General features: G+C 42.5%; 22 protein-coding genes. 10 read left to right on the top strand and 12 right to left on the bottom strand.

Annotated features, from left to right (window positions below; genetic code table 11):
- Positions 1-19 precede the first annotated feature (19 nt).
- The 7 genes from deoD (at position 20) to Xhom_RS47860 (ending at position 8,053) form a co-directional block, all read left to right on the top strand.
- A complete protein-coding gene (gene deoD / locus Xhom_RS47890) occupies positions 20-736 on the top strand; it encodes a purine-nucleoside phosphorylase (protein WP_069316948.1) in 717 nt (238 codons plus the stop codon).
- Positions 737-1,467: 731 nt separating this feature from the next.
- Complete coding sequence (locus Xhom_RS47885; RefSeq protein ID WP_069316947.1) at positions 1,468-2,010, top strand: fimbrial protein; 543 nt, start codon at positions 1,468-1,470, stop codon at positions 2,008-2,010.
- Between the two features lie 549 nt (positions 2,011-2,559).
- A complete protein-coding gene (locus tag Xhom_RS47880; protein ID WP_069316946.1) occupies positions 2,560-5,268 on the top strand; it encodes an outer membrane usher protein in 2,709 nt (902 codons plus the stop codon).
- Between the two features lie 143 nt (positions 5,269-5,411).
- Entirely contained in the window at positions 5,412-6,170 is a 759-nt protein-coding gene (locus Xhom_RS47875; RefSeq protein WP_069316945.1) for a fimbria/pilus periplasmic chaperone, read from the top strand.
- A gap of 115 nt (positions 6,171-6,285) precedes the next feature.
- Positions 6,286-6,849 (top strand): fimbrial protein, encoded by a 564-nt coding sequence (locus tag Xhom_RS47870; RefSeq protein WP_069316944.1) that lies wholly within the window; start codon positions 6,286-6,288, stop codon positions 6,847-6,849.
- A 64-nt stretch (positions 6,850-6,913) separates the two neighbouring features.
- On the top strand, positions 6,914-7,756 hold the full coding sequence (locus Xhom_RS47865) for an MrpH family fimbial adhesin (protein WP_069316943.1): 843 nt from the start codon (positions 6,914-6,916) through the stop codon (positions 7,754-7,756).
- An 18-nt stretch (positions 7,757-7,774) separates the two neighbouring features.
- On the top strand, positions 7,775-8,053 hold the full coding sequence (locus tag Xhom_RS47860) for a helix-turn-helix domain-containing protein (RefSeq protein WP_069316942.1): 279 nt from the start codon (positions 7,775-7,777) through the stop codon (positions 8,051-8,053).
- 319 nt (positions 8,054-8,372) lie between these two features.
- On the opposite strand, the gene Xhom_RS47855 is transcribed toward Xhom_RS47860, so the two are convergent.
- The 5 genes from Xhom_RS47855 to Xhom_RS47835 all read right to left on the bottom strand — a co-directional run bounded on the left by Xhom_RS47855 (position 8,373) and on the right by Xhom_RS47835 (position 16,100).
- Positions 8,373-9,053 carry a tyrosine-type DNA invertase gene (locus Xhom_RS47855; protein WP_084023335.1) on the bottom strand — a complete coding sequence of 227 codons (681 nt, stop codon included), beginning with the start codon at positions 9,051-9,053 and terminating at the stop codon, positions 8,373-8,375.
- Between the two features lie 221 nt (positions 9,054-9,274).
- The gene (carB, locus tag Xhom_RS47850; protein ID WP_069316941.1) at positions 9,275-12,496 is read right to left on the bottom strand and encodes a carbamoyl-phosphate synthase large subunit; all 3,222 of its coding nucleotides are present in this window, start codon (positions 12,494-12,496) and stop codon (positions 9,275-9,277) included.
- Between the two features lie 17 nt (positions 12,497-12,513).
- Positions 12,514-13,674 carry a glutamine-hydrolyzing carbamoyl-phosphate synthase small subunit gene (gene carA, locus Xhom_RS47845; protein ID WP_069316940.1) on the bottom strand — a complete coding sequence of 387 codons (1,161 nt, stop codon included), beginning with the start codon at positions 13,672-13,674 and terminating at the stop codon, positions 12,514-12,516.
- Positions 13,675-14,110: 436 nt separating this feature from the next.
- On the bottom strand, positions 14,111-14,932 hold the full coding sequence (gene dapB, locus Xhom_RS47840; protein ID WP_069316939.1) for a 4-hydroxy-tetrahydrodipicolinate reductase: 822 nt from the start codon (positions 14,930-14,932) through the stop codon (positions 14,111-14,113).
- A gap of 166 nt (positions 14,933-15,098) precedes the next feature.
- Positions 15,099-16,100, bottom strand: coding sequence for a LysR family transcriptional regulator (locus Xhom_RS47835; protein ID WP_069316938.1), 1,002 nt, complete (start codon positions 16,098-16,100; stop codon positions 15,099-15,101).
- A gap of 92 nt (positions 16,101-16,192) precedes the next feature.
- On the opposite strand from Xhom_RS47835, the gene Xhom_RS47830 reads away from it, so the two are divergent.
- Complete coding sequence (locus tag Xhom_RS47830) at positions 16,193-16,834, top strand: alanyl-tRNA editing protein (RefSeq protein ID WP_069316937.1); 642 nt, start codon at positions 16,193-16,195, stop codon at positions 16,832-16,834.
- A 184-nt stretch (positions 16,835-17,018) separates the two neighbouring features.
- Positions 17,019-17,693: a GNAT family N-acetyltransferase gene (locus Xhom_RS47825; RefSeq protein WP_069316936.1), complete on the top strand. Its 675-nt coding sequence runs from the start codon at positions 17,019-17,021 to the stop codon at positions 17,691-17,693.
- Positions 17,694-17,872: 179 nt separating this feature from the next.
- Here Xhom_RS47825 and ispH read toward each other — a convergent pair whose 3' ends face one another.
- From ispH to ribF, 5 genes are all read right to left on the bottom strand, one after another.
- Positions 17,873-18,826 carry a 4-hydroxy-3-methylbut-2-enyl diphosphate reductase gene (gene ispH, locus Xhom_RS47820; RefSeq protein ID WP_069316935.1) on the bottom strand — a complete coding sequence of 318 codons (954 nt, stop codon included), beginning with the start codon at positions 18,824-18,826 and terminating at the stop codon, positions 17,873-17,875.
- Entirely contained in the window at positions 18,807-19,277 is a 471-nt protein-coding gene (fkpB, locus tag Xhom_RS47815; RefSeq protein WP_069316934.1) for an FKBP-type peptidyl-prolyl cis-trans isomerase, read from the bottom strand. The genes ispH and fkpB overlap by 20 nt, the downstream gene beginning before the upstream one ends.
- Before the next feature lie 137 nt (positions 19,278-19,414).
- Positions 19,415-19,921, bottom strand: coding sequence for a signal peptidase II (gene lspA / locus Xhom_RS47810; protein WP_069316933.1), 507 nt, complete (start codon positions 19,919-19,921; stop codon positions 19,415-19,417).
- Positions 19,921-22,734: an isoleucine--tRNA ligase gene (gene ileS, locus Xhom_RS47805; protein WP_069316932.1), complete on the bottom strand. Its 2,814-nt coding sequence runs from the start codon at positions 22,732-22,734 to the stop codon at positions 19,921-19,923. Before ileS ends, lspA begins: the two co-directional genes overlap by 1 nt.
- Before the next feature lie 70 nt (positions 22,735-22,804).
- A complete protein-coding gene (gene ribF, locus Xhom_RS47800) occupies positions 22,805-23,749 on the bottom strand; it encodes a bifunctional riboflavin kinase/FAD synthetase (protein ID WP_069316931.1) in 945 nt (314 codons plus the stop codon).
- A gap of 348 nt (positions 23,750-24,097) precedes the next feature.
- On the opposite strand from ribF, the gene rpsT reads away from it, so the two are divergent.
- Complete coding sequence (gene rpsT / locus Xhom_RS47795; RefSeq protein WP_069316930.1) at positions 24,098-24,358, top strand: 30S ribosomal protein S20; 261 nt, start codon at positions 24,098-24,100, stop codon at positions 24,356-24,358.
- A gap of 113 nt (positions 24,359-24,471) precedes the next feature.
- On the opposite strand, the gene nhaR is transcribed toward rpsT, so the two are convergent.
- Both nhaR and nhaA read right to left on the bottom strand, forming a co-directional pair.
- Positions 24,472-25,398: a transcriptional activator NhaR gene (nhaR, locus tag Xhom_RS47790; protein WP_069316929.1), complete on the bottom strand. Its 927-nt coding sequence runs from the start codon at positions 25,396-25,398 to the stop codon at positions 24,472-24,474.
- Positions 25,399-25,645: 247 nt separating this feature from the next.
- Positions 25,646-26,815, bottom strand: coding sequence for a Na+/H+ antiporter NhaA (gene nhaA, locus Xhom_RS47785; RefSeq protein ID WP_069316928.1), 1,170 nt, complete (start codon positions 26,813-26,815; stop codon positions 25,646-25,648).
- Positions 26,816-26,950: the final 135 nt, after the last annotated feature.

Here is a 26,950-nt window from a genome sequence, read left to right as displayed (position 1 = left end):
AAAACAAGGAAATAAATTTATGGCTACCCCACATATTAATGCTGAGATGGGCGATTTTGCTGATGTTATTTTGATGCCGGGTGATCCACTGCGTGCAAAATATATTGCGGAAACCTTTTTGGAAGATGCCCGTCAAGTGAACAATGTTCGCGGTATGTTGGGCTTTACGGGTACTTACAAAGGCCGTCGCATCTCTGTTATGGGCCACGGTATGGGTATCCCATCCTGTTCAATCTATGCCAAGGAATTGATCACTGAATTTGGTGTGAAAAAGATCATTCGTATCGGCTCCTGTGGTGCAGTTAGTGAAGACGTTAAAATCCGCGATGTTGTGATTGGTATGGGAGCATGTACCGATTCCAAAGTGAACCGCCTACGTTTTAAGGATCATGATTTTGCGGCGATTGCTGACTTTGAGCTGGTTCGTAACGCTGTTGACGCTGCTAAGGCGAAGAATATCAACACGCGCGTTGGTAATATTTTCTCTGTAGATCTGTTCTATACGCCAGATCCTCAGATGTTCGACGTGATGGAAAAATACGGTATTCTGGGGGTTGAAATGGAAGCGGCGGGCATTTACGGCGTTGCTGCTGAATTTGGCGCAAAAGCACTGGCTATTTGTACTGTTTCTGACCATATTCGTACTGGCGAACAAACAACTGCTGAAGAACGTCAACATACATTTAATGACATGATCGAAATCGCGCTTGAATCCATTTTACTGGGTGATAATTAAAAAAGCGTAAATAGTTTTATCACTTTATATAGAAATTATAAGCCCTTTCCATTATTGGAGAGGGCTTTTTATTTGTAAGTCGTGTATTGGCTTGATGTATTTTTTAAAATATGTTTGGTCTATTTATGTAATAGGTATTTTCTTTTTTACTAATTTGCTTAAAAAATGAGTAAAAATAATAAAATTAACAATGTAAAAATTATTTTTTAGAAATAATAATATTTATTAATAATTATCTTGACAATTATATTTCTTGGGGAATGTTTTAGTTTTATTTTGAAATAGTCGATAATATCGATAATAAAATCCGAATGTTATAGTTATGTCAGGATAATAAATTTTTTATTTTTTTAAGAAATATAAAATAGAGCAAGAAAGCAGCATGAATTAAGATTCTAAATTACTAAACATCACCCGATATAACTCAGTGTAATAATCCGAATTTAAAAATTTATTAGTAAAATATACTACTCATTACACGTACTTTTTTGCAAAAACTCATATTTCATATGACGTTAAAGCACATAGCTAGTTTTATCGCCTGAAATTTGACTTAAGAATCATTATGTAGAATGATATTTACAGTTTCGGTCATTTTGACTACTTATGATTTGAGTCAAGAAACTAAATAATAATTTGCCTAAGCGCCTAAGTGTCAGAAATTAATTTCTGTGCTTCGGCTTCCTTTTGGCTATCAATATCTATTTAACATTTAAAGGCATAAGTTGATTATGAAACTTAATAAATTGGCAATGGTTTTAGGTTTTGGTGTGGCTTTAACTGCGGGAGCGGCAAGTGCAGCTAACCAAGGTAGCGGTACAGTTAGATTCACTGGTGCTATCATTGACGCGCCTTGCTCAATCAAAAACACCAATATCGAAGTTAATATGGGACAAATTTCTAGCGATAAACTGCAAAATGGTGGCCGTTCAGAATCCAAATTGTTCAAAATTGAATTAGAAGGTTGTACTGATCAAGCTAAAAAAGGCTTAACAACAACTTTCACTGGTCAGAACAATTACGGTTTAGCTTCTCAAGGGCTGCTGGGCATTGAAGGAACTGCTAAAGGTGCAGCAATCGCTATCACTAACGCTGCTGGAAAAATCATTCCTATGGGTACAGCATCAGACGTAATGTCTTTGAACGAAGGCAACAACGATCTGAATTTCGCCGCTTACCTGCAAGGTGTTAAAGCAAGTGATGACAAAGGTGCGAGCTTAGTCGTTCCTGGTAACTTCACTGCTATTGCTAACTTCTCTTTAGCGTACCTGTAATATTACAAATAAGCAGATAATTTTTAGTAGCTGAATATCAGGAAGTTCACTTTTATCTTTGTTTAGGATTTCCTGATAATATATTTAGGGTATTTCTGGGATTAACACGTTAGTAGAAAACGTGATCATAGTATTCTGTAATGAGCTCTGTTTTATTGATATAGATCAAGATCGCTGTTAATTCATAGTAACAAAAAATTAACAACAGAGTTATCCCTATAGTGGTAAATTGAAATACCCTTTTTTATTTAACCTACGGTGTTCTCTATTGGCTGTATTCGGAAAATAAAGATTTTTTGCCATACAAAGGTGATTTTTAATGGCATACCGATGATGACATGTTTCCTCTACTTCCCGCATTCCGGTATAACTAGTGAAGCACAAACAGAGAACATAGCATATTATGGATTAAGCAGGACATGTGGCTATCTCTGCAACCCTCATTATCGGTCAGGGTCCTCAAATTTAGATCGATGAATTTTAATGATGTCATGTATTAAGTGAAAAGTTTTGCACACTTAAGACGTGTCTGTATCAGACAGCGGCTAAATTCAAATCGGATTATTAACGATTCATTGTTCAGAGGATGCTATGGCTTTGTTTTCAGATTCTATGAATCATGTTTTTTCATCTTTTAATAAAAAATTGAACAGTAATAGAAAAAATGTCTTTAATAAAAATAAAGTGGTTAATAAAAATAAGACATCGAACAAAATAAAAACAAAAAAATTAATATACGGAATTAAGCCGCTTTCTGTCTTTGTATTGTTTGCATTATCGGGTATTAATGTTGGCTATTCTAAGCCTATTGAATTCAATACTGATGCATTGGACATCGGTGAACGAGCTAATATTGATTTGGATAAATTCGCTCGTTCAGGTTATATCATGCCGGGTAACTACATCATGAGTGTCCGGATGAATAAGAATGAATTTCCAGATACCTATACTATCGATTTCATTGCGCCCGCTGATGATCCAAAAGGGAGTGAAGCCTGTATATCTCCCGAATTAGTAAATCATATTGCATTGAAGTCGCAGTGGGCAGAAAAATTAGGTTGGTACAACGATGGGAAATGTCTTGATCTCAATACCCTGCCAGGCATGTCAGCCAGAGGCGATCTGGCTACTTACACATTGTATTTAGTTGTACCCAAAATCTATCTGGAATATGACTTACCGGACTGGGATCCACCATCCCGTTGGGACGACGGAGTAGCTGGGTTATTGTTTGACTATAACTTCAATGCTCAAACATCCAAACCAACTCACGGCAGTAATAATCAACAGTTAAGTGCTAATGGTACTGCCGGTATGAATGCCGGAGCGTGGCGTTTCCGGGCTGACTGGCAGGCCAGATATGAGCGTTCCAAAAATAAGGGCGATAAATCGTATTACGCAGATAATTCAAAGGGAAGAGAGCGTAATTGGGATTGGAGCCGTTATTACATGTACCGTGCGATCCCTCAATTGGAATCGAAATTGACATTGGGAGAGGATTATCTCAATTCCAATATTTTCGATAGTTTCCGTTATACGGGAGTGAGTTTGGTCACCGATGAAAATATGTTGCCGCCGAATCTGCGTGGATATGCTCCTGAAGTTTCGGGTGTCGCAAGAACTAATGCCAAGGTGACTGTCAGTCAGATGGGCAGGGTGTTGTATGAAACGCAGGTTGCTTCTGGCCCATACCGTATTCAGGATCTCAGTGATGCTGTGTCAGGCACATTGGATGTCAGAGTTGAAGAGCAGGATGGCAGCATACAGGAATTTAAGGTCAATACCGCTACGATCCCTTATCTGACGCGCCCCGGACGTGTGCAGTACAAATTGATTGGGGGGCAATCCACTAATGATAAACACCGTCGTGAAGGGCCCGCATTTGGTATGGGGGAGTTCTCTTGGGGGATCAATAACGGTTGGTCATTATATGGCGGTCTTTTGGGGGCGGGTGATTACAATGCCTTGTCTCTGGGGATCGGCCGCGACTTGATGATGTTTGGTGCATTGTCGTTTGACGTGACGGAATCAAGGGCAAAACTGCCGAGAGAAAATAAAACCTTCACAGGTGGATCTTATCGTCTCAGTTATTCGAAACGTTTTGATCAATACAACAGTCAGGTGACGTTTGCCGGATACCGCTTTTCAGAACGTGATTTTATGAGTATGGGGCAATATATTGATCGCCGCTATCGCAACAATACTTCTGATAGTGGAAAAGAGCTTTATACCATTATTTTCAATAAACAGTTTACGGATATTGGTCTCAGTGCCCATTTAAACTATAGCCATCAAACCTACTGGAATCGGCCGACAAACGATCGCTATAACCTTTCTTTATCTAAGTATTTGGATATCGGACGTTATAAAAATATCAACGTCAACTTATCGGCTTATCGCAACAATTTTGACGATAAAAAAGATGATGGCATGTACCTGGGTCTTTCCATTCCTTGGGGAGAAAGTGGCACCATCAGCTACAGCGGGATTGTTAATCGTCAGGGTAATTCGCATAGGGCAAGTTATTTTGACCGTATTGATGACCGTAATAACTATCGTATATCAGCGGGAACTAGCATTGACGGTAAGGTGACAACGGACGGTTATTATACCCATTATGGTGACAAAGCATTGCTGACTGCCAGCGCCAGTTATCAGGATGGCGGTAATACTTCGGCAGCACTCGGCTTACAAGGTGGAGTAACAGTAACCGCACATGGTGCTGTTTTACATCGTATCAATATGCCGGGTGCAACTCGCCTGATGGTGGATACGGAAGGTGTCAGGAATGTCCCGATTAGGGCATTCGGTTCAGCGGTGCATACCAACTTTTTTGGTAAAGCTGTGTTGGTAGATGTGAATAACTATTTCCGTAATACGGCAAATATTGATCTGGATAACTTACCGGATGATGTAGAAGCACTGCGCTCTGTGCAGCAAGCAACATTGACGGAAGGCGCTATTGGCTATCGTAAATTCCAGGTTATGTCAGGTATCAAGGCGATGACGATTATCAGTTTACCTGACGGTTCATTCCCACCTTTTGGTGCATCCGTCATGAATGCAGCTCAGCGGGAAATTGGGATTGTGAGTGATGATGGATACGCTTACCTGAGTGGAATGAACAAAGGAGAAAAGCTGAAAGTGCATTGGGGTGGGCAAGCACAATGTGAAATCACCGTGCCTGATGAAGTTGCAGAAGCATCTTTGGCTTCACTTTTGCTGCTATGTCAGTTTTTAAAAGGCGAAGATAAGTAAATTGTAATAAAACAAACCAAGAAGTTGCTATTAATTAGCGTATTATATTGATTTAATTGGTTTAAAGCGTGCGAATATTAGTTGGCACAGTCATATAAACATTCGCTTATTTTGAGCACGAGCAACACGAGTAAACGGACATTATGAAACTGAAAAAAATTCTCATGATAACTGCCATAACAGTGACAAGCCTGATGTCAGTACATCAGGCGATGGCAGCAATAGCGTTGGATCGTACCCGAGTGATTTTTAACGGTGATGTGAAATCAGTTAGCCTGAACATTGAAAATCAGCACCTTGATTTGCCTTATTTGGCACAGGCATGGATTGAAGATGACAAGGGAAATAAGATCAATAGCCCACTTGTGGTTGTTCCTCCAGTACAGCGTGTTGAAGCGGGAGCGAAGAGCCAAATCAAGATTCAAACACTACCTGCGGTGGCTCAATTACCACAAGATCAAGAAAGCTTGTTCTATTTCAATATTCGTGAAATTCCACCACGCAGTGAGAAACCCAATGTTTTGCAAATCGCTTTACAGACGCGTATCAAGCTGTTCTACCGCCCAGAAGCGGTGATTGCACGCCGTATAGATATCGATAACCCATGGCAGGAAAAACTCACCTTAACCCGTCAGGGAAACCAATATTTGGTGAATAACCCAACACCTTATTACGTCACTATTTCTGAAGCATCCAACAAAGTGAATGGCAAAAGTGTAGAGGGTTTTCAACCTTTGATGTTGGCCCCTAAAAGCAGTGAAAAACTGGGTGGTTCAACTAATTCACTGGGCAATACACCCGTACTGACCTACGTCAATGACTATGGTGGTCGTCCACAGCTAACATTCAGCTGTAGTGGTGATACCTGCACTGTGGCAAAAGTAGTAAATGAAGAAAATTAAATTAATTAACTAGATTTCGAGTTGCATTAAGGCGGCAATCATCAGGTTGTGATGGGGTTCTTTAGGTAAACGGATTTTTTAGGTAATTAGTTAGATAAATGTCGGGTAAATGATAATGAGTCAGTTAAGCATCAAACTATCCAGATATGCCTTGCTGGTGTTGTTTCTTTTTGGCGTTGCTGGTCAGCAAAGTGCATATGCAAAAGATAACCTGAGTCAAGATGTCAAAATTACGCTAACTGTCCTTGCTCCTACTTGTTCTATTAAGGCAGAAGATAAAAGTATGGAAGTGGAGTTTGGGAGCATTCTTAACAGTGATCTTTACCTGAGGCATCGCACGATAGCCAAGCCATTCTATCTGCGTTTAGAGAATTGCGATCCTCGTATAACAAAGCGCTTAAAAATTAAATTCTCAGGGCAAACAAGTTCAGAGCTACCGGATTTGTTGGCCTTTAGTTCAGCTAGTAGCGCGAAAGGTGCGGCCATTGGTATGGAAAAAGTCGATGGTACGCCGATGCCGTTCAATAAAACCAGTGAATTCCCGTTACTCGCCAATAGCAGAAATAATGTGATCCCGTTCCGGGCTTATGTGCAAGCGGAGCCGAGCGCTCTTCAACGGAAGAAAATTAGTACGGGTCCATTCAGTGCAACTGCGACTTTTGAAGTTAATTACGACTAGTCATGCTGACTGGTTTTTCATCCACGATCTTTAGCCAGAGTTTGATGCATTTGGAAAATAAGTTATGTGCCATATTAAGAAATCGTTGTTGAAGCTAACGGCTCTGTTGTTTTTATTAAGTGCCACACATGTCTATGGTGGGGCTTATGTTATGCCGGTGAATACTATTAATCAATCGAATGGCAACATCCTAACGACCATGGAAATTATTGCCTGGACAGAGGAAGAGGGGATCCCGAATGATTGTTATGGATGGAGCAAATGCTATGTTGGCCCCGATGTTCAGTATCGCACCGGCGGCCAACCCGGTATGTATGGCTCCTGTCATGATGCAAAGGTATGCTTAACTGATGCACATAAATACCGAACCACCGCAGAGGTTATGCGAGCCTATAAACGTCAGTTTGGGATACCTAAACGAGTGACATTTTCCATTCTGAACGTAAATGCGGACTGTGTAGGTTTATTTTATGCTGACAGTCTGTTCGAGAGATATGGTAATGCTCAACAATTTCGGGGCTCTGTTTGCAATAAAATGCCCCCTCTGAATCAAAGCTGTGAACTCAGTCTGCCTTCTGAAATTGCTTATGGGGAATTAACCGCGCCAGAAGTGAATAATGCGACCCGTTCCATTAACGGTCAATTTAAATGTGCTGTCTATAGTAATCAAATAATGCTGCAAACTAAGTCAATCAATAATGAACCAAAAGTTTATCTCGATACTAATAAGCAAATGTATTCGACATTGCAGATTAATGGGAGAAATGCAGCAGATGGCGTGAATGTTACCGCTCAAGGGCGGAATGTGCCTACGAATTTCACGCTGACATCAATGCTGCACACCATAACTCCACCAAAAGCCGGTAAGTATGAAGGTACCGCAATAGTTTATTTAATTTATTTATAAATCAAGAGTAAAAATATTATGCAAGTCAGTATGCTGGTAGGAAAAAGAATCCAAATGAGAAGGAGAGAAATTGGAGTGACAGCAGCAGAGCTGGCAGACAGAATTGGTGTTAGCCATCAGCAATTGTCACGTTATGAACGAGGAACCAATAAAATCAGTTTGGAGCATTTAGTTGATATTTCTATTGCTTTAAAGACTCCCGTTGATTGGTTTTTAGAAGATTGCTTTCGTAGCCCTGCCGCCCACATGAATAATCAATATTCCTATGTTGCGGAAACAGTATTGGGTTCATATTGACCTCAATTAGAAAAAACATTCAGGCATCAAAATTCTAAGCCATTCCTTAATCGGAATGGCTTTTTTTTGACCAATATTCATAGGGCAACATAAGATCTTTACACATCAAATGGTTAACATTTAGTACCAAACTGTCAACTCAAGAAGATTAGGCTTGGTTTGATTATTATTTTGGTTAGTTATTCCAACACTATTAATAGTTTTGATTTATATGGCTTTCGATGTCGCGCAATTTAAATTTTTGCTCAACATAATAAAAAACATGAAAATTTTTATGAGAGATAAATAAGATATAGAGTGAAAAAAGAGGAGATATTTTTCAGAAATGAATCAAAGAGTTGATTTGTTTTTGGTGAGAAAAGTTAAGATGTATCAAGTTGAAATGGTGGGGTAATTGATGGGTTGACAGTTTGGTACTAATTGTTGACAATTTTCGTTTTCCTCTTTCCAGCCATATAGTCTCGAAGCGACCAGCATTACTCGCGGTGTAGCGAACGGTATGACGAATATTTCGATGGCCTAAATAGTCTTGAATCAAGCGGGTATCCACGCCATTGTCCGCCAGAGCATAGCCACAAGAGTGTCGTAACATGTGCGGATTCGCGCAAACCGATAAATTAGCCTTTAAACTGGTCTGCCGGATGATTTTATAAAATTGCTGGCGCGACATGCGTGTTCCTGTTCGTGACAAGAATAGCCAGTCACTCTGTTCACTATTTTTATAGCCTTGGCGCAATGAAAGCCATTTCCGTATTAGCTGAATTTCTCTCGCAACCATAGGATGGATTGTGGAAAAACCATTTTTCAGGCGTTGTACACGTAGTTTTTTCCCTTCCAAATCGACATCGGATAGTTGTAATCCAAGCAACTCAGATACCCGGAAACCATGAATAAATCCCATGAATATCATGCAAATATTACGGTCAGCATGAGGGTGCTTTTCGAGCTCCTTAAGTAATACTTCAATTTCTGAGTGAGTTAAGTATTTACGCTTTAATATGATATTTGACACAGTATTCGACTCCTTATGATGATCAAAGATGCCTACTATGATTGTTGCTGATTATTCCTAGACTGCAATATTAAGCTTCATTAATTAACAAAAACTCACGAAAACGGCTTCCTTACTCGTTGGATTTCCAACTTTGGGGAAGCCGTTGTTTTAGGAGGATACTATCAAAAAAATGACGGTATTTGATTTCCGTTAGTTATGGGAAGCTATCAGGCAATTTTCGCGTGCATTTCCTGTACAGAAATGACTTGTTCAGTCGGATCTGCACTGAGTGCCAACGTTGTTGCAAAGCCGCCATTCAGGGTTGTGTCATAATGCACTTTATATTGCAGTGCGCTGCGACGCAGGAGTTTTGAATCTTCAATCGCCTGACGGCCAGCCGTGGTATTGACAATATAGTCATATTCACCATTTTTGATTCTGTCCTGAATGTGTGGACGCCCTTCGTGGACTTTATTGACCAAACGAGGGTTAATACCCGCTTCACCCAATACAATCGCAGTACCGTGGGTCGCATCCAGTTCAAAACCGTGCTTCAGCAATTTCGCAGCCAAATCAACGATACGTTCTTTATCTTCTTCGCGTACAGATAACAGCGCCCGGTTCTGCTTGCGCATGGTGGAGTTACTTCCCAGCATGGCTTTTGAGAAGGCTTCAGCAAAGGTACGACCAACACCCATCACTTCACCTGTAGAGCGCATTTCTGGCCCGAGGATCGGGTCAACACCCGGGAATTTATTGAATGGCAATACCACTTCTTTCACGGAGTAGTAAGGTGGAATAATTTCTTTTATCTCACCTTGTTCAAGCAGGGATTGGCCTGCCATCACGCGTGCTGCAATTTTTGCCAATGGCCGACCTGTTGCTTTGGAAACGAATGGCACAGTACGTGCTGCACGTGGATTCACTTCGATCAGGTAGACTTCGTTGTTCTTCACGGCAAACTGCACATTCATCAAACCACGGACGCGCAGTTCAAAAGCCAGTTTTTCAACCTGATGACGCATGACGTCCTGAATTTCCTTGCTTAATGTGTAAGCAGGTAAAGAACAGGCTGAGTCACCGGAGTGAACACCCGCTTGTTCGATATGTTCCATGATGCCGCCAATCAGGACTCTCTCGCCGTCACAAATCGCATCAACATCCACTTCAATGGCATCATCAAGGAAACGATCCAGCAGGACAGGGGCATCATTAGATACGCTTACTGCGGTTTGGAAATAACGGCGCAGATCTGATTCGTCATACACAATTTCCATCGCCCGTCCGCCTAATACATAGGAAGGACGAACCACCAGCGGATAGCCAATCAAATTACCTTTTTCAATGGCTTGTTCAATGGTGGTCACGGTAGAGTTCGCTGGCTGTTTCAGTCCAAGGCGATTAACCGCTTGTTGGAAACGTTCACGGTCTTCCGCACGGTCAATTGCATCAGGGCTGGTACCGATAATAGGTACACCAGCAGCTTCTAGCTCACGAGCCAGTTTCAGCGGAGTCTGGCCGCCATACTGAACGATAACGCCTTTTGGCTGCTCAACACGCACGATTTCCAGCACATCTTCCAGCGTAACAGGCTCAAAGTAGAGACGGTCGGAAGTGTCGTAATCGGTTGAAACGGTTTCTGGGTTACAGTTCACCATGATGGTTTCAAAACCATCTTCGCGCAGAGCCAGTGAAGCGTGTACACAGCAGTAATCGAATTCAATGCCTTGTCCGATACGGTTCGGGCCACCGCCTAATACCATGATTTTCGGCTTGTCATTGTTCGGATTAGCTTCGCATTCATCTTCGTACGTGGAGTACATGTAAGCGGTGTCAGTAAAGAATTCTGCCGCACAAGTATCAACACGTTTATATACCGGATACAGGTTATGATCATGGCGCAACTTACGAATTTCTTTACCAGAAATACCCACCAGTTTAGCCAGACGGGCATCGGCAAAACCTTTGCGTTTAAGATGGCGTAGGAAATCAAAGGTCAGGCCATTCACGCCTTGTTCTGCTACCTGTTCTTCCAGACGAACCAGTTCTTCAATCTGCACCAGGAACCAGCGGTCAATGTTGGTCAGGTTAAAGATGCCATCAACAGACATACCTGCACGGAACGCATCAGCAATGAACCAGATACGATCAGAACCAGCACTTTTCAGTTCACTGCGAATTTTGGTCAGTGATTGTGGATCATCCAAGTTGACTTTGGGATCAAAACCGATTACGCCGACTTCCAGACCGCGAAGGGCTTTTTGCATGGATTCTTGGAAAGTGCGTCCAATCGCCATCACTTCACCAACCGATTTCATCTGAGTCGTCAGACGGTCATTACTGCCTGCAAATTTTTCGAAGTTAAAGCGAGGAATTTTGGTAACGACATAGTCAATGGATGGCTCAAAAGAGGCAGGAGTACGTCCACCAGTAATGTCGTTCATCAATTCATCAAGGGTATAGCCGACGGCCAGTTTTGCCGCGATTTTTGCGATTGGGAAACCTGTTGCCTTGGACGCCAGTGCCGATGAGCGGGATACACGCGGGTTCATCTCAATAACAATCAGTCGGCCATTTTTCGGATTCACGGCAAACTGAACGTTTGAACCGCCTGTTTCTACACCGATTTCACGCAATACCGCCATCGAAGCGTTACGCATGATTTGATATTCTTTATCGGTCAGAGTCTGAGCGGGAGCGACGGTGATGGAGTCACCGGTATGAATACCCATTGGATCGAAGTTTTCAATGGAGCAGACGATGATGCAGTTATCGTTTTTATCCCGCACTACTTCCATTTCATACTCTTTCCAACCAATCAGGGATTCATCGATCAGTAATTCATTGGTCGGAGAGAGGTCTAAACCGCGTTCACAGATTTCTTCGAATTCTTCACGATTGTAGGCAATACCGCCCCCGGTTCCACCCATGGTGAAAGAAGGGCGAATAATACAAGGAAAGCCAACATCGTTTGCGACTGCCAGCGCTTCTTCCATTGTGTGAGCGATGCCAGAACGCGCGGTATCCAGACCAATTTTTTTCATCGCTTTGTCAAAACGTTGGCGGTCTTCTGCTTTATCGATAGCATCAGCAGTGGCACCAATCATTGTAACGCCGAATTCGGCCAGTACGCCCTGACGTTCCAATTCCAATGCGCAGTTCAGTGCAGTTTGTCCACCCATGGTTGGCAAGACGGCGTCCGGACGTTCTTTTTCAATGATTTTGCGCACGACTTCCCAGTGGATTGGCTCGATATAGGTCGCATCTGCCATTTCAGGGTCGGTCATAATGGTTGCTGGGTTAGAGTTGACCAGAATGACACGATAGCCTTCTTCACGCAGTGCCTTACAAGCCTGAGCGCCGGAATAGTCAAATTCACAAGCCTGACCGATAACAATCGGGCCTGCACCTAAGATCAGAATACTTTTAATATCAGTACGTTTTGCCATTTTTTCTTTTCTCCTGATTATTTGGTGTTCTGAACGTTATTCTGACGATGCAGCTCAATTAGCTCGATAAAATGATCGAACAGAGAGTCAGCTTCATGCGGGCCAGGGCTGGCTTCAGGGTGTCCTTGAAAACTGAATGCTGGCTTATCAGTACGATGAATGCCTTGCAGTGTTCCATCAAAAAGGGATTTGTGCGTTACGCGCAGATTGTCTGGCAGTGAACTTTCATCAACAGCAAAACCGTGGTTTTGTGCGGTGATCATGACGACATTGCGATCCAGATCTTTAACGGGATGGTTGCCACCGTGGTGACCGAATTTCATTTTCACGGTTTTTGCACCACTGGCGAGTGCCAGCAATTGGTGCCCCAAACAGATACCAAATACAGGAATATCGGTATTCAGAAACGTTTTGATTGCTTCGATAGCATAGTCACACGGCTCCGGATCGCCGGGGCCATTGGACAGGAAAATACCATCCGGCGCCATTTTCAGTACTTCGTCTGCGGAGGTTTTTGCAGGTACAACAGTAACGCGGCAGCCGCGATCTACCAGCATACGCAAGATGTTGCGTTTTACACCAAAATCATAAGCCACAATGTGGTAAGGCAATTCTTGTTCTTCGCGAGCTTCTGGCAAGCCACCCGCTAATGTCCAGCTTCCTTGTACCCATTGATAAGATTGTGCAGTCGTCACTTCTTTCGCGAGATCCATGCCTTTCAAGCCAGGGAATGCTTTTGCTTTTTCCAATGCAACTTGGGTATCTGCCTCATTCCCGACGATGATGCAGCCGTTCTGCGCCCCTTTTTCTCTCAAAAGGCGGGTCAGTTTACGTGTATCGATATCAGCAATGGCGACAATGTTGTGACGTTTCAGGTAATCAGACAGATTTTCTTCACTGCGGTAGTTACTGGTCACTAAGGGTAAATCACGAATGACCAGGCCTTGGGCTTGAATGGTTGGGGATTCTTCATCAGCGGCATTGATGCCGACATTACCAATATGGGGATAAGTAAGAGTAATAATTTGGCGGGAATAGGAAGGGTCGGTAAGTATTTCTTGATATCCGGTCATTGAGGTATTGAAGACCACTTCTCCAACAGCCACACCTTCTGCACCTATGGCGCGACCGTGAAATTGGGTTCCATCTTCCAGAACCAATATAGCTGACTTAATCAAAACGCCCTCCAGAATGAATAATCAGTCTCATTTACTGCATATTAATTCAGAATTGACACTTAAAATCAATTCGAATCATCATTTTTATCAAAATTTTGGCAAATTGCGCGCATTCTAATGAGGAGAGGGGGGCTTGTCTACAAAAAATGGCATTTTTATTGGCTTTTTTACATCTTTCAGCCTTGTATTGGGTAAATATGGCTGAAAAACATAAGGAAAGTAGCATGGATAGTTGATTACTGTAAGAGAAAATTTAAAAACAGAAAAAAAGTAGGTTTTTTTCATGTCCGAAGAAAAAAATTAACAAAAAGGTGACTTTTAATCATGAATTTAAGTGGTAATTCTGGTAATTATATTAAAATATTAAGTAATTATTAAATTGCACGGTTAAATATAATTAATCGTGCAATTACAATTAGTTAAAATTTAATATTTATTACAATTTGTCTAAATTAAGTACGTCTTTCATATCATAGAGTCCTGCTTTTCTTGCTTTAAGCCATTTTGATGCCTTTATAGCGCCATTGGCGAAAGTCATCCGGCTTGAGGCTTTATGGCTTATCTCTACACGCTCTCCGATATCTGCAAAAATTGCAGTGTGTTCTCCGACAATATCACCTGCTCGTATGGTGGCAAATCCAATGCTGTTCGGATCACGTTCTCCAGTATGGCCTTCACGAGCATACACTGCACAGGTTTTGAGATCGCGACCTAAGGTATTGGCGATGGATTCACCCATAGCTAGCGCTGTTCCTGATGGGGCATCCACTTTATGGCGATGATGGGCTTCAATAATTTCGATATCCGTATTCTCCCCCATAATGGTCGCCGCTTTTTCCAGTAATTTAAGTACCAGATTGATTCCGACACTAAAATTCGCTGCAAAAACAATAGGAATTTCACGGGAAGCTTCTTCAATGGCTTGTTTGCCTGCATCATCAAAGCCTGTTGTACCAATGACCATCGATTTTTGATACTGCCGACAAATAGAGAGGTAAGCTAATGTGCCTTCCGGGCGGGTAAAATCAATCAATACATCAAAATGTTCAATGACATGATTCAGATCGTCACTGATAGAAACCCCGTTCTTACCAATTCCTGCCAGCTCTCCGGCATCCGCTCCCACTAATGAAGAGCCGGAACGCTCCAGTGCTGCGCCAAGTGTAATGCCATCCTGCTGCTGGACAACTTGAATAAGATTGCGTCCCATACGCCCACCTGCGCCTACGATCGCAACACGAATATCTGTATCAGCCATAAGGCCCTCGCTATAAGTCATTTTTAATTGAGGTGATATGCAAATTGTTTAACAGCTTAACTGGCAACCGCAGGCTACGCCAGATTTAGGGGAAAACCATTAGAAAAATAGAGATCAGGTAGTTTGTTATAAAAAATACTAAATAGCGGATACATGTTACATATCGCTATTTTTCTGTCTCAGGCAACTTTTCTGCCTCAGGTAACTCGTAATGATTAGTCGTCAGGTTCTTAGCCTCCATTTTATCTGAGGTGATTTCCTTACGGAGACGTTCGGCCAGAAACTCTATAAACACTCTTAGTTTTGGTGGTAAGTGTCGTGTTGGTGGGTAAAGTATCCAGAGTTCCCCCGTATAGTTGGCTTTAAAACTCCAATCAGGCAGAACCTGAACTAATCGCCCCTGCTGCAAAGCATGTTTAGCGGTAAAGTACGGCAAACTGCCAATGCCGATATGTTGCAGTACGGCATCAAGCCGTACCCCCGTATGATTGGCCGCATAACGGCCATGGATATTAACAGTGGCTACTTTGTTGCCTTGACTAAACTTCCAGCGTGAATCCCCAGGTTCTTCTCCAAGATAGATGCAGCTATGAGTTTTCAAGTCGTGCGGATGCTGTGGAGTGCCGTGCTCTGCGAGATATTCAGGTGTTGCACATAACATATGCCAAATATTCAATAAACGTCGTCCCATAAGACCCGGGGGAGGTTGGTCTGTAATTCGGATAGCGAGATCAACCTGATCGTCTATCAAATCGACATAACGATCATCGAGCCGTAAATTCACATCCACTTTGGGATATTGAACAAGGAAAGCCGCTATATGAGGATGAACAACGAAACGTCCAACTGCTTTAGGAACACTGACACGTATTATACCTTGTGGTTCACGGCTAAAATTTCCTGATACTGCCATAATCTCTTGAGCAGCCTCCATCATATTCAAGCAATGTGCGTAAACTTCTTGCCCACTTTCACTTAAGCGTAGTTTACGTGTTGTTCTCTGTAAGAGACGAGTTCCAAGCGCTTTTTCTAGCTTAGCTACAGAGCGGCTAATGGCGGAAGGTGTTGCTGCAAGTTGACGGGCTGTTTCGGAGAAACTACCCGTTTCAACTACTTTTGCAAAAATGGCCATTTCCCGCATCAAGTTTATCGTGCTATTTGTGCTCATAAGTCAAAAATTATTTGATCTTTTAATGGATTATCGAAAATAAGTTTATTTAATACAATTAGGTAACTTACTCATATAAAAGAATACTCATTATGTCTGAACGCCTTTATTTATCCAGTCCCATACTGACAGGGGAAGTTGAAATCTTAGATTGTTCTCTTTGTGATGATGAACGTTATGCAGTTCAATTAAAAGAAACGCCATTTCATCCTCAAGGAGGAGGGCAACCCAGTGATACTGGCTGGCTTAACGATGTGGAAGTTATCCATGTTACGTTAGAGAATAACAAAATAATCCATTACACAACACATCCAATAAATACAGGAATGGCTTTTGCCAGAGTTGATGACAAGCGCCGTCAATTGCATTCAAGATTACACTCGGCAGGCCACCTTATTGGTCATATTGTCGAACAGCTGGGGTGGCATCCCATCAAAGCGCACCATTGGCCCGGAGAAAGTAAGATTACCTTCAAACCAGGAAATCATGTGCAAGTTTTTTCAGTTGAAGAACTACAAGCAAGATGTGACCAACTTATCTCTGAAGATTTACCTTGCCAAATTATTATGCGGAATGATGGATTTCGAGAGGTTGGTTTTGGCGAATTGATGCCTTATCCTTGTGGTGGAACACACGTAGTGTCATTAAAACAAATTCATAGAATTCTGATAGAGACTATAAAGGAAAAGAAAGGCAGATTATCTGTGCAATATAATGTGGTATTTCCATCGTAATTCATGTATTAATAGTCAACACTCTATTTTTTACTGGAGTATAAAACATAATTAACATTTGATAGTGTAAAAATATTTATTTCCGATGTTAATTTAAATTTTAAATGATATTAATGGATGGGTGTTAATCATTTGATGCAATGAAAAATCAGTAAGTTAAAGTAAATAATCATATGGGAGTGATATGATGTTCAGATCAAAATCTTTTAATATTAATCAGCCCGTCGCATTGAATTCACTACCTCATTATAATTCTGTACCTAATATGAAATTCATATCAGTTAATGTAAGATCATCGATAATAATCAAAGAGGTTGATAAAAATGAGGCGTTAAATACAACTAATATGCTTATTAACGAAACCATGAATAAAGAATGGAGATATGAGAATTCTGTTGGTTTTCTTAATGATGATGATGAAGAAAAAAAATGGAATGACAGATATAACAGCGCAAATTATATATTCAAGCAAATATCTATTTCAGCGAAGAGTGACATTGATAAAAAAAACAGACCAAAAGATAGCATTTTTTTTGCTGCATATTTCAAAGGGGTACCTATAGGAGTTTTACAATTTTCCCCTCAGAATAAAGATTATCCTGAATTACCGATCGTAGATTATTTGGCTACTCATTGTGGTATTCGAGATTGTGGTGTTTTACTAATAGAGTGTGCAGTAAATAAATCACAACAATTAGGAATGAAAGGAAAACTAATTCTTTCTTCAGTAAAAGCAGCTAAACAGCTATATATTAGTATGGGTTTTACTCAATTAGATGACGAAGTATATTTACAGCTAAATCCTAATGAAAGTAGTAAATGGTATTTTATAAATAATTGTTATAAGTTCATAGGTTAATAAATTAATGAGTTTGCAGGAATGTGGATGCTAGCTGATATCGTGGAAGTGTTTAAATTGAGCATCCAAGATACCATAGTATATTGTATACTCGGCTTTTTGTTGGTGATTGTGTCGGGGTTAATTGCTTAAACCTTCCAACCCGAAAAAGCCGAGTTTCAATTTACGCAGACCTGATATTAATTGACTTCTTTCACTTCAACACGTAATTCTTTTGGTACTTCAAAAACAATATTTTCTTCGCGGCCATGCAGTTCGTTAACTGTTTGCGCACCAAAAGTTTTCAAACGTTCGATCACCTGCTGAACCAAGATATCCGGCGCAGATGCTCCAGCAGTCACACCCACTGCACTGACGCCTTCAACCCACTCTTCTTTAATATCATCAGCAGAGTCAATTAAATAAGCTGGCTTGCCTACTCGCTGTGCTAGTTCTGCCAATCGATTTGAGTTTGATGAGTTTTTGGAGCCGACGACCAAAACTACATCAGCACCTGAGGCCAAGTCACGTACGGCTTCCTGACGGTTAGTTGTGGCGTAACAGATATCATCTTTACGTGGCCCGATAATATTCGGGAACCGGGCATTAAGTGCATCAATCACTTCTGATGTGTCATCGACAGAAAGCGTTGTTTGTGTCATAAAGCAAAGGTTGTTTTCATCCTTTACTTGCAGTTTCCACACATCTTCCGGTGACTCGACCAGATACATACCGCCTTCTGGGTTATTGTATTGACCCATTGTGCCCTCCACTTCAGGATGACCAGCATGTCCGATCAGAATCGCTTCTTTGCCTTTACGACTGGCTCTTGCAACTTCCATGTGTACTTTAGTGACCAATGGACACGTCGCATCAAACAGCATAGTTAAATTACGGGAGCGGGCTTCGGCACGGATAGCCTGGGATACACCGTGTGCGGAAAAAATCAGAATCGCCCCATCAGGGACTTCTGAAATTTCTTCAATGAAAATGGCTCCACGTTCCCTTAGATTATCAACAACATAGCGGTTATGAACCACTTCATGACGAACATAAATGGGAGCACCGTACAATTCCAACGCACGTTCTACGATGCTGATGGCACGATCTACACCAGCACAGAAACCACGAGGGTTAGCCAGCAATATTTGCATGGGTTTCCTCCAACTGAGGGTCAATTTCCAACACTTCAATATCAAAAGTGATGTTTTGTTCAGCCAGTGGATGGTTAAAATCAACCGTAATGGAACCTTCAGCAACTTCTTTAACCAGCCCCGGCATTTCACTGCCGTTCATGGCGGTAAATAACATAATGGTTCCCACTTCAGGGGTTCCGGCATCGGCAAAATCACGCGGGGTAAAGTATTGCACCAAGTCAGGGTTGTGTTTACCAAAAATGGTTTCACCCGCCAACGTGAATTGGTGTTTATCACCCAGTTTTAAGCCAAGAAGCTGTTGTTCCAGTGGTACGGAGAGGCTGCCATCACCCAAACGGAATAATGCAGGCTTGCCTTGACTGTAAGTTGAATCTGCCGTTGAACCATCATCCAGCTTTAACGTGAAGTGTAATAAAACCGCACTGTGCGCTTGCACCTGCATTGACATATCGCTCAAACCTTTTAATCAAAAACGATTGCAAGTATACCCTCTATCTTTCAAATTGGCTCTCGACTTGAAATCTATCGGGCATAGATAAAATTAGTAGCCCCAGTTGGGGCTACTTCTTATTTTTCTTTTAATGGCTATGCCTTCGGTACAGCTTTCTTGTCATCTTGGCTGATAAAACTCTCTATGATGATGAGAGCTGCTCCGATGCAGATGGCTGAATCTGCAATATTAAAGGTGGGCCAATGCCATTCACCGACATAAAAATCGATGAAATCAACAACAAAGCCATGCACCAGCCGATCAAACAGATTCCCCAATGCCCCACCGATGACCAAAGCATAAGCGATATTACTCAGTTTCTGCTTAGCACTGGAGCGATACATCATCACCATCAAAACGACTGAGATAACAATGGCGATCAGCGCAAAGAACCAACGTTGCCAGCCGCCTTTATCCGCCAGAAAACTGAATGCTGCTCCCAGATTCTGGGCATACATCAGATTGAATGAAGGTATCAAGGGTATCGGGTTGTACAGCGCTAAATGCTGCAATACTAAGTGTTTACTTCCCAAGTCCAGTATCAATATCACTACAACCAGCCAAAGCCAGCGAAGACCAGTGGAACAAATGGGCTTATTCATCAGGCAAATTTACGCTCTTCACCGTTACCGGCAACGTTAGTCACACAGCGGCCACAAAGTTCAGCATGTTCCGCCACCAGACCCACATCTTTAGCATAGTGCCAGCAGCGTGGGCATTTTTCTCCGTCCGCTTTGCGGAAGGCCACTTTTAGACCTGCAATCTCGCTTTGTTGTGCACCTTCATTGGCGGCTGCATAGTCTGCAATTTCAACCTGAGAAGTCAGCAGCACAAAACGCAATTCGTCAGAAAGTTGGTTGAGTTTTTCTGCCAGTGTTTCATCTGCATAAAGCGTTACAGCGGCTTCCAGTGAACTGCGGATATGTTTATCAGCACGTGCCTGTTCCAGAACTTTATTCACTTCGCCACGAACTTCCAGCAGTTCAGCCCAGAATGTGTCGTTCATGTCTTCGCCATCAGACAGACCAAACAGCCCTTCATACCACTCTTCGGTAAAGACATATTGAGCACGTTTGCCCGGCAGTTCATTCCAAATTTCATCAGCAGTGAATGACAGGATTGGTGCCATCCAGCGAACCAGCGCTTCTGCGATATGGAACAAAGCAGTCTGGCAACTACGGCGTGCAAGGCTGTCACTTTTCGCGGTGTATTGGCGATCTTTGATGATATCCAGATAGAACGAGCCCATTTCCACGGAGCAGAACTGCATCAAACGCTGAACGACGGAATGGAAATCATATTCGTCATAGTATTTAAGGATATCTGCCTGAGCTGCCTGAGCGCGGCCTACTGCCCAACGATCCAGTACAGCCATGTCTTCAGCTTTCACCATATGTTGTTCTGGATCGAAACCGTTCAGGTTTGCCAACAGGAAGCGAGCGGTATTACGGATACGACGATACGCATCAGCAGAACGCTTTAAAATCTCGTCAGAAACTGCGATTTCACCTGAATAATCCGTTGATGCAACCCACAAACGCAGGATATCCGCACCCAGTTTATTCATCACATCTTGCGGGCTGACAGTGTTACCGATGGATTTGGACATTTTACGTCCCTGCTCATCAACGGTAAATCCGTGAGTCAGAACCTGACGGTAAGGGGCCTTGCCTTTGATTGCGGTTGACAGCATCAGTGAAGACATAAACCAGCCACGGTGTTGGTCAGAACCTTCCAGATAGATGTCGGCTGAATTACCGTGAAATTCTGGGCGCGCATCCACAACTGAAGAGTGAGTGCTTCCTGAATCAAACCAGACATCCAGCGTATCCGGTGCCTTAACGTAATCAGCGGCTTCAGCTCCCAGCAGTTCGGCTGTGTCCAAATCCCACCATGCCTGAATACCATCGACTTCGACACGCTTCGCAACTTCTTCGATCAATTCGACAGTGCGTGGATGTGGCTCTTGTGTCTCTTTATGAATAAACAGAGACATCGGAACACCCCATGTGCGCTGGCGGGAAATACACCAGTCCGGGCGGTTTTCTACCATTGATTCGATGCGAGCCTGTCCCCAACCTGGGATCCACTGAACATCTTTGATCTCTTTCAATGATTGTTCACGCAGGCCGTTCTGATCCATGCTGATAAACCATTGAGGTGTTGCACGGAAGATGATCGGTTTTTTGTGACGCCAGCAGCAAGGGTAACTATGTTGGATTTTTTTCAGGCTCAGCAGTGCGCCTTTTTCCTGCAACAGCTCAACAATGATATCGTTCGCCTTGAAGACAAACTGACCATCCAGTGAAGGATAGGTGCCGGAGATATAGCAACCGTTCGGGCCTACAGGATTCGCGATTTCAAGGCCATATTTCAGGCTGATGGAGTAATCGTCCGGGCCATGACCACCTGCGGTATGTACTGCACCTGTACCTGCATCGAGGGTAACGTGGTCACCCAGAACAGCAGGAACGTCATAACCCATGAATGGATGATTGAAACGCATTAATTCCAAATCTGCGCCAGTGCAATCGCTCACGACCTCCCATGAAGTGATGCCTGCGCGTTGCATGACGGATTCAACCAATTCCGCTGCCAGAATCAGACACTTATCTTCAACTTTAACTAACTGATACGTAATTTCCGCATTCAGTGAAATAGCGCGGTTAGCAGGTAATGTCCACGGTGTGGTTGTCCAGATAACCAGAGAAACGGGTAGGCTCAGATGCCGTACATCAAATTTAGCGTACACGGCATCAGCATCAACGGCGGTAAAACGCACGTCAATGGAAGGGGACGTTTTGTCGTAGTATTCCACTTCTGCTTCGGCAAGGGAGGAACCACAATCTGTACACCAATGAACAGGTTTCACACCTTTCAGCAAATGACCATTGTCGATAATGCGGCCTAGTGCCCGAATGATGTCGGCTTCAGTTTTGAAGTCCATCGTCAGGTAAGGTTTATCCCAGTCACCCAGTACACCCAGACGCTGGAAACCCGCTTTCTGTGTTTCGACCTGAGTCATGGCATATTTGCGGCACTCAGCACGGAATTCAGCGGCGGAAAATTTTTCCCCCGGCTTACCGATAATTTGCTCAACCTTGAGCTCAATTGGCAAACCGTGGCAGTCCCAACCCGGAATATAAGGCGAATCGTAGCCTGATAATCCTTTGGACTTAATAACAATGTCTTTGAGAATTTTATTAACTGAGTGACCAATATGAATATCGCCGTTTGCATAAGGAGGGCCATCATGCAAAATAAACGTTTTCTTGCCAGATTTTGCTTTTCTAATTGCCTGATACAAACCTTCCTTGTACCAACGTTTCAACATATCTGGTTCGCGCTTGGCTAAATCCCCGCGCATGGGGAACCCTGTTTCCGGTAAATTCAGGGTGTCTTTGTAGTCACTCATTATAGATTCTCAGTTCCAATTTTCCGCTATACCCTAATATTTCAAGCTTCAGTGTGAAATTTATCGGGTATCAGATACATGACTCGGATTGCTGCAAAAGATATTCTTTTGCTGCAACCACATCATTTGCGATTTGCTGTTTAAGCGCATCAAGTGAAGCAAATCGCTGCTCATCACGCAATTTTTTGCGTAATACTACATTGATATGACGCCCATATAGATCCATTTGGGTATCAATCAAATGCACTTCAAGTTGCTGGCCCTGACCAGAAACGGTGGGGCGACTGCCTATATTTGCAACACCCGGTAAGGGCGTATTGCCTAATCCGTGGACTTCAACAGCATAGACGCCCTTAACAGGCGCAACCAAGCGTTTTAACGGCAGGTTGGCTGTGGGAAACCCAATGGTGCGTCCCAATTGGTTACCGTAAACCACTCTACCGCTTATGCTGTAAGGGTGCCCCAGTAATGTTTCGGCCAGAGCCAGATCATCATTTTGCAATGCCTGACGAATAGCTGTACTGCTGATCCGAAGGCCGCTATCACAAAAACTGTCTGTGTTGGCGACATCAAAATTGTATTGTTTACCTGCTTGCTGCAAATAGTGGAAATCGCCAAGGCGATTTTTGCCAAAGCGAAAATCATCGCCTATTGCCAGAAACTTAACACCCAGTTTTTCAACGAGCAACCGTGAAACAAAGGCTTCAGGTGAATTAGCGGCAAAATACTGGTTAAATTTCGCACATAATAAATAATCAACACCATTTTGGGCTAGATATTTTATTTTATCTCTTAGCCGTGTCAGGCGAGCTGGCGCTTTATCTGCAACAAAAACTTCCAATGGCTGCGGTTCAAAAATCATGACCACCGTCGGTAATCCGAGACGCAGCCCTTCTTGTTTCAAGTGTTTTAATAAAGCTTGATGCCCGCGATGGACACCATCAAAATTACCAATCGTCAGCACGCAACCATGGTGACGCGCCCGGATATTGTGTATACCGCGAATTAGCTCCATAGCTGGCTCAATACCGTGGAAATTGCCGGATTATACCTTGTACAAGGCTCAAGGTTAACCCACGATCACAAAGGGTTTAAATTAATAACCTGATTCATACAATAAAAATAGGCCAGACGCCCGAAAAATATTTAATTTATTGCATTTCTCTGCGATTCATTCAGTTTTTTATTGCTAAAGACTGTATTCCCTCTCAGTAAGCTGATAAAATCCTGCCCCATCACAACGTAACCAGCGTCGCAGTACAACGACGCTTATTTGCACAAATCCATTGACAAAAGAAGGCTGAACAGGCATATTCCTCGGCCTTTGAATTGTCCTCGATAGAATATATTTGGGAGTTGGACCTTGGCTAATATCAAATCAGCTAAGAAACGCGCCGTACAGTCTGAGAAACGCCGTCAGCACAACGCAAGCCGTCGTTCTATGGTGCGTACTTTTATCAAGAAAGTATACGCGGCTATCGCTGCTGGCGATAAAGAAGCTGCACAGAAAGCATTCAGTGACATGCAACCAATTGTTGATCGTCAAGCCTGTAAGGGTCTGATCCACAAAAATAAAGTAGCACGTCATAAGTCTGCTCTGTCAGCACAAATCAAAGCAATGTAATTATTGTTTTGATTATGTTAAAAAAACCGGCCTTCTAGCCGGTTTTTTTGTATCTGTTGTTATATCTATATTGTTATATCATACAGTTAGAACATCTGGTTATAACTGTCGATTTAATATAATTTTTTAGGGCTGCTTTTGGGTGGTGCGCTGAATAAAGCAGAAAAGTCCTTGTTGCACACTCGTTGAACAGCAGGGTGCTGGATCATGCGTTCCGCAAAAATGACGTAATACTCTTCTTGTACGGCATCCAGTCGGCCTATCTCAACAATATCACTATCAGCAAAAGTATCGTTGGCATAAAATGAAGGCGCAATGAAAATAGCATTATGATACAGGCCAAATGCTTTCATCAGTGCGGCATCATCGAATTCGCCCAGCACTTCAACCTGAAGATTTTTATTGCGTATCCATGTCAGGAGTTTCCTGCCTAGCATAGAGCGGCGCCCCGGGATCAATAAACGGCGTTCTTCCAAACATTCTGGAAACGGTTTTTCCGGGATCGGTTGACGGCAATAAAAACTGATATTGCACTCACCCAATTTCACGGAGAACAAACCTTCTTGTTGAGAAGAATCTACTGGACAATCTGACAGGATCATATCCAGCTTATGCTGGCTGAGTTGCTCAAGCAGCATTTCATGAGTTGATTCGAAACAGCGTAAATGGATTTTCTCATGTTCTACAACAGTGGTTTCGAGTACTTTGCTGACTAAACGTTTGGAAAGAGCATCCGCGACGCCCACATCAAACAGTAGGTTTGATTCTCGGCTGTAGGTAACGATATCCAGCATTTCCTGACTGAGCGTAAACATTTTATCTGCATAACGGAAAATCAATTGCCCCAGTTCAGACGGTACCAAGCCTCTTCCCTGACGTTTGAACAATTTTCCACCCAATCGTTCTTCTAATGCTTTAATCTGCCCTGTAATGGTTTGTGGCGTCAAATAGAGTGCTTCTGCTGCACCCACAACAGAACCTTCCTTGCAAACATGCCAAAAATAATAAAGGTGGTTAAAATTTAAATGTGAAACCTGCATATATTGATCCTTATGTATGCCTTATATCTGTATACCTTTCATCTATCGCTCTTGAAGCCTGTCGGGTATATAACAGTCGGCCATACATTTTGTTTCGCCAAATTGTGGCGTAATCCTATTTTTCTATTGAGATGAAATATTATGGCAAAGTAGGTAAAAAATACTGTAGCGTAATATTAATAGGTTGAATTAATTCGGAAATTGTTTATAAATTTGTGCTTAAATTAATCTATTCACTTGCATTTTTCTACGTTTTTCTCTTCGGTAATAGTATATTTAGTAATCCATAACCAACGACAGCCGCAGTTGTAGAACCAATTAATATACCTAAACGGGAGTAAGTACTGAAAGAATCATTTAGACCTTCAAATGCCAAACCGGAAATAAAGATAGACATAGTAAAACCGATCCCACACAGTACGGAAACAGCGAAAATTTGCTGCATACCAATTTTTTCCGGTAATTTAGCAACACCTATTTTTACCGAAACCCAGCTAAACAAGAAAATACCTAATGGTTTTCCAATGAATAGACTAATCGCAATGCCCACGGGTAGCATGCCTGTTAAGCCATCGAGTGTAACGCCTTGCAATGAGACACCAGCATTGGCGAAAGCAAATAATGGCAGAATTAAATACGCTACCCACGGATGTAATTCATGCTCCAGTGTTTCGGAAGGTGAATCATCTTTTTTGTCGCGCAGAGGGATCAAGAACCCAACGATAACGCCTGCTAGTGTTGAATGAACACCAGATTTCAGAATACAAACCCACAAAACAACACCAACAACCAGATAAATGGAAGTTTTGGCTATGCCTCTCCAGTTCATCCATGCTAAAAGCGCAATCATGGCAGCGGCGAGACCAAGTGCTCCTAAAGAAACGCTTTTGGTATAAAACAACGCAATAATAACGATCACACCTAAGTCATCAATGATTGCCAGAGCAAGTAAAAATACTTTTAGTGCGGTGGGAACACGTTTTCCTAACAATGCCATGATCCCAAGTGCAAAGGCGATATCTGTCGCAGCAGGAATAGCCCAACCTTGTTGTGTGATGTCATCATTGCCATTAAATAGCAAATAGATCAGCGCAGGAGCGAGCATGCCTCCCAACGCAGCAATTGCAGGGAAAATTGCTTTGTCACGGCCGGCAAGTGAGCCTTCCATCAGTTCCCGCTTCACTTCCAATCCGACAATCAGGAAAAATACTGCCATTAAGCCATCATTTATCCATAGCAATAGTGGCTTATTGATTTCCAATGCGGCAAATTGCACTGCCACTGGAAGGTTGAGAAATTGATGATAAATACCCTGCAATGGCGTATTCGCCATAACCAGCGCAATGATGGCCGCTATGATGAGGAGAATTCCTCCTGCTGCCTCTAATTTCAAGAATTGGCGAATGATTGCAGTCATGAATAGATAACCTATGGAAATTGATTAAGGTGTCAATGTTATGACAGTCATGGTATCGGAAAAAGTAGATTATTTGTGCCAAATAAATCGATATATACGAACTATAACTTTATGAAAGTAACATATTTTGCAATA

Source organism: Xenorhabdus hominickii, from assembly GCF_002632725.1.
Lineage (GTDB): Bacteria > Pseudomonadota > Gammaproteobacteria > Enterobacterales > Enterobacteriaceae > Xenorhabdus > Xenorhabdus hominickii.
The sequence above is the reverse complement of the archived record's forward strand: the minus strand, read 5'-3'. Positions and strand labels throughout refer to the sequence as shown.

Coding starts and splice junctions, on each gene's coding strand:
- dapB (WP_069316939.1), bottom strand. CDS start 14,932: ATGGCTGATACAGATATTCGTGTTGCGATCGTAGGCGCAGGTGGGCGT.
- Xhom_RS47870 (WP_069316944.1), top strand. CDS start 6,286: ATGAGTCAGTTAAGCATCAAACTATCCAGATATGCCTTGCTGGTGTTG.
- carB (WP_069316941.1), bottom strand. CDS start 12,496: ATGGCAAAACGTACTGATATTAAAAGTATTCTGATCTTAGGTGCAGGC.
- fkpB (WP_069316934.1), bottom strand. CDS start 19,277: ATGTCAATGCAGGTGCAAGCGCACAGTGCGGTTTTATTACACTTCACG.
- Xhom_RS47830 (WP_069316937.1), top strand. CDS start 16,193: ATGTCTGAACGCCTTTATTTATCCAGTCCCATACTGACAGGGGAAGTT.
- ileS (WP_069316932.1), bottom strand. CDS start 22,734: ATGAGTGACTACAAAGACACCCTGAATTTACCGGAAACAGGGTTCCCC.
- Xhom_RS47860 (WP_069316942.1), top strand. CDS start 7,775: ATGCAAGTCAGTATGCTGGTAGGAAAAAGAATCCAAATGAGAAGGAGA.
- Xhom_RS47875 (WP_069316945.1), top strand. CDS start 5,412: ATGAAACTGAAAAAAATTCTCATGATAACTGCCATAACAGTGACAAGC.
- Xhom_RS47825 (WP_069316936.1), top strand. CDS start 17,019: ATGATGTTCAGATCAAAATCTTTTAATATTAATCAGCCCGTCGCATTG.
- lspA (WP_069316933.1), bottom strand. CDS start 19,921: ATGAATAAGCCCATTTGTTCCACTGGTCTTCGCTGGCTTTGGCTGGTT.
- Xhom_RS47835 (WP_069316938.1), bottom strand. CDS start 16,100: ATGAGCACAAATAGCACGATAAACTTGATGCGGGAAATGGCCATTTTT.
- nhaR (WP_069316929.1), bottom strand. CDS start 25,398: ATGCAGGTTTCACATTTAAATTTTAACCACCTTTATTATTTTTGGCAT.
- Xhom_RS47885 (WP_069316947.1), top strand. CDS start 1,468: ATGAAACTTAATAAATTGGCAATGGTTTTAGGTTTTGGTGTGGCTTTA.
- Xhom_RS47865 (WP_069316943.1), top strand. CDS start 6,914: ATGTGCCATATTAAGAAATCGTTGTTGAAGCTAACGGCTCTGTTGTTT.
- ispH (WP_069316935.1), bottom strand. CDS start 18,826: ATGCAAATATTGCTGGCTAACCCTCGTGGTTTCTGTGCTGGTGTAGAT.
- ribF (WP_069316931.1), bottom strand. CDS start 23,749: ATGGAGCTAATTCGCGGTATACACAATATCCGGGCGCGTCACCATGGT.
- deoD (WP_069316948.1), top strand. CDS start 20: ATGGCTACCCCACATATTAATGCTGAGATGGGCGATTTTGCTGATGTT.
- nhaA (WP_069316928.1), bottom strand. CDS start 26,815: ATGACTGCAATCATTCGCCAATTCTTGAAATTAGAGGCAGCAGGAGGA.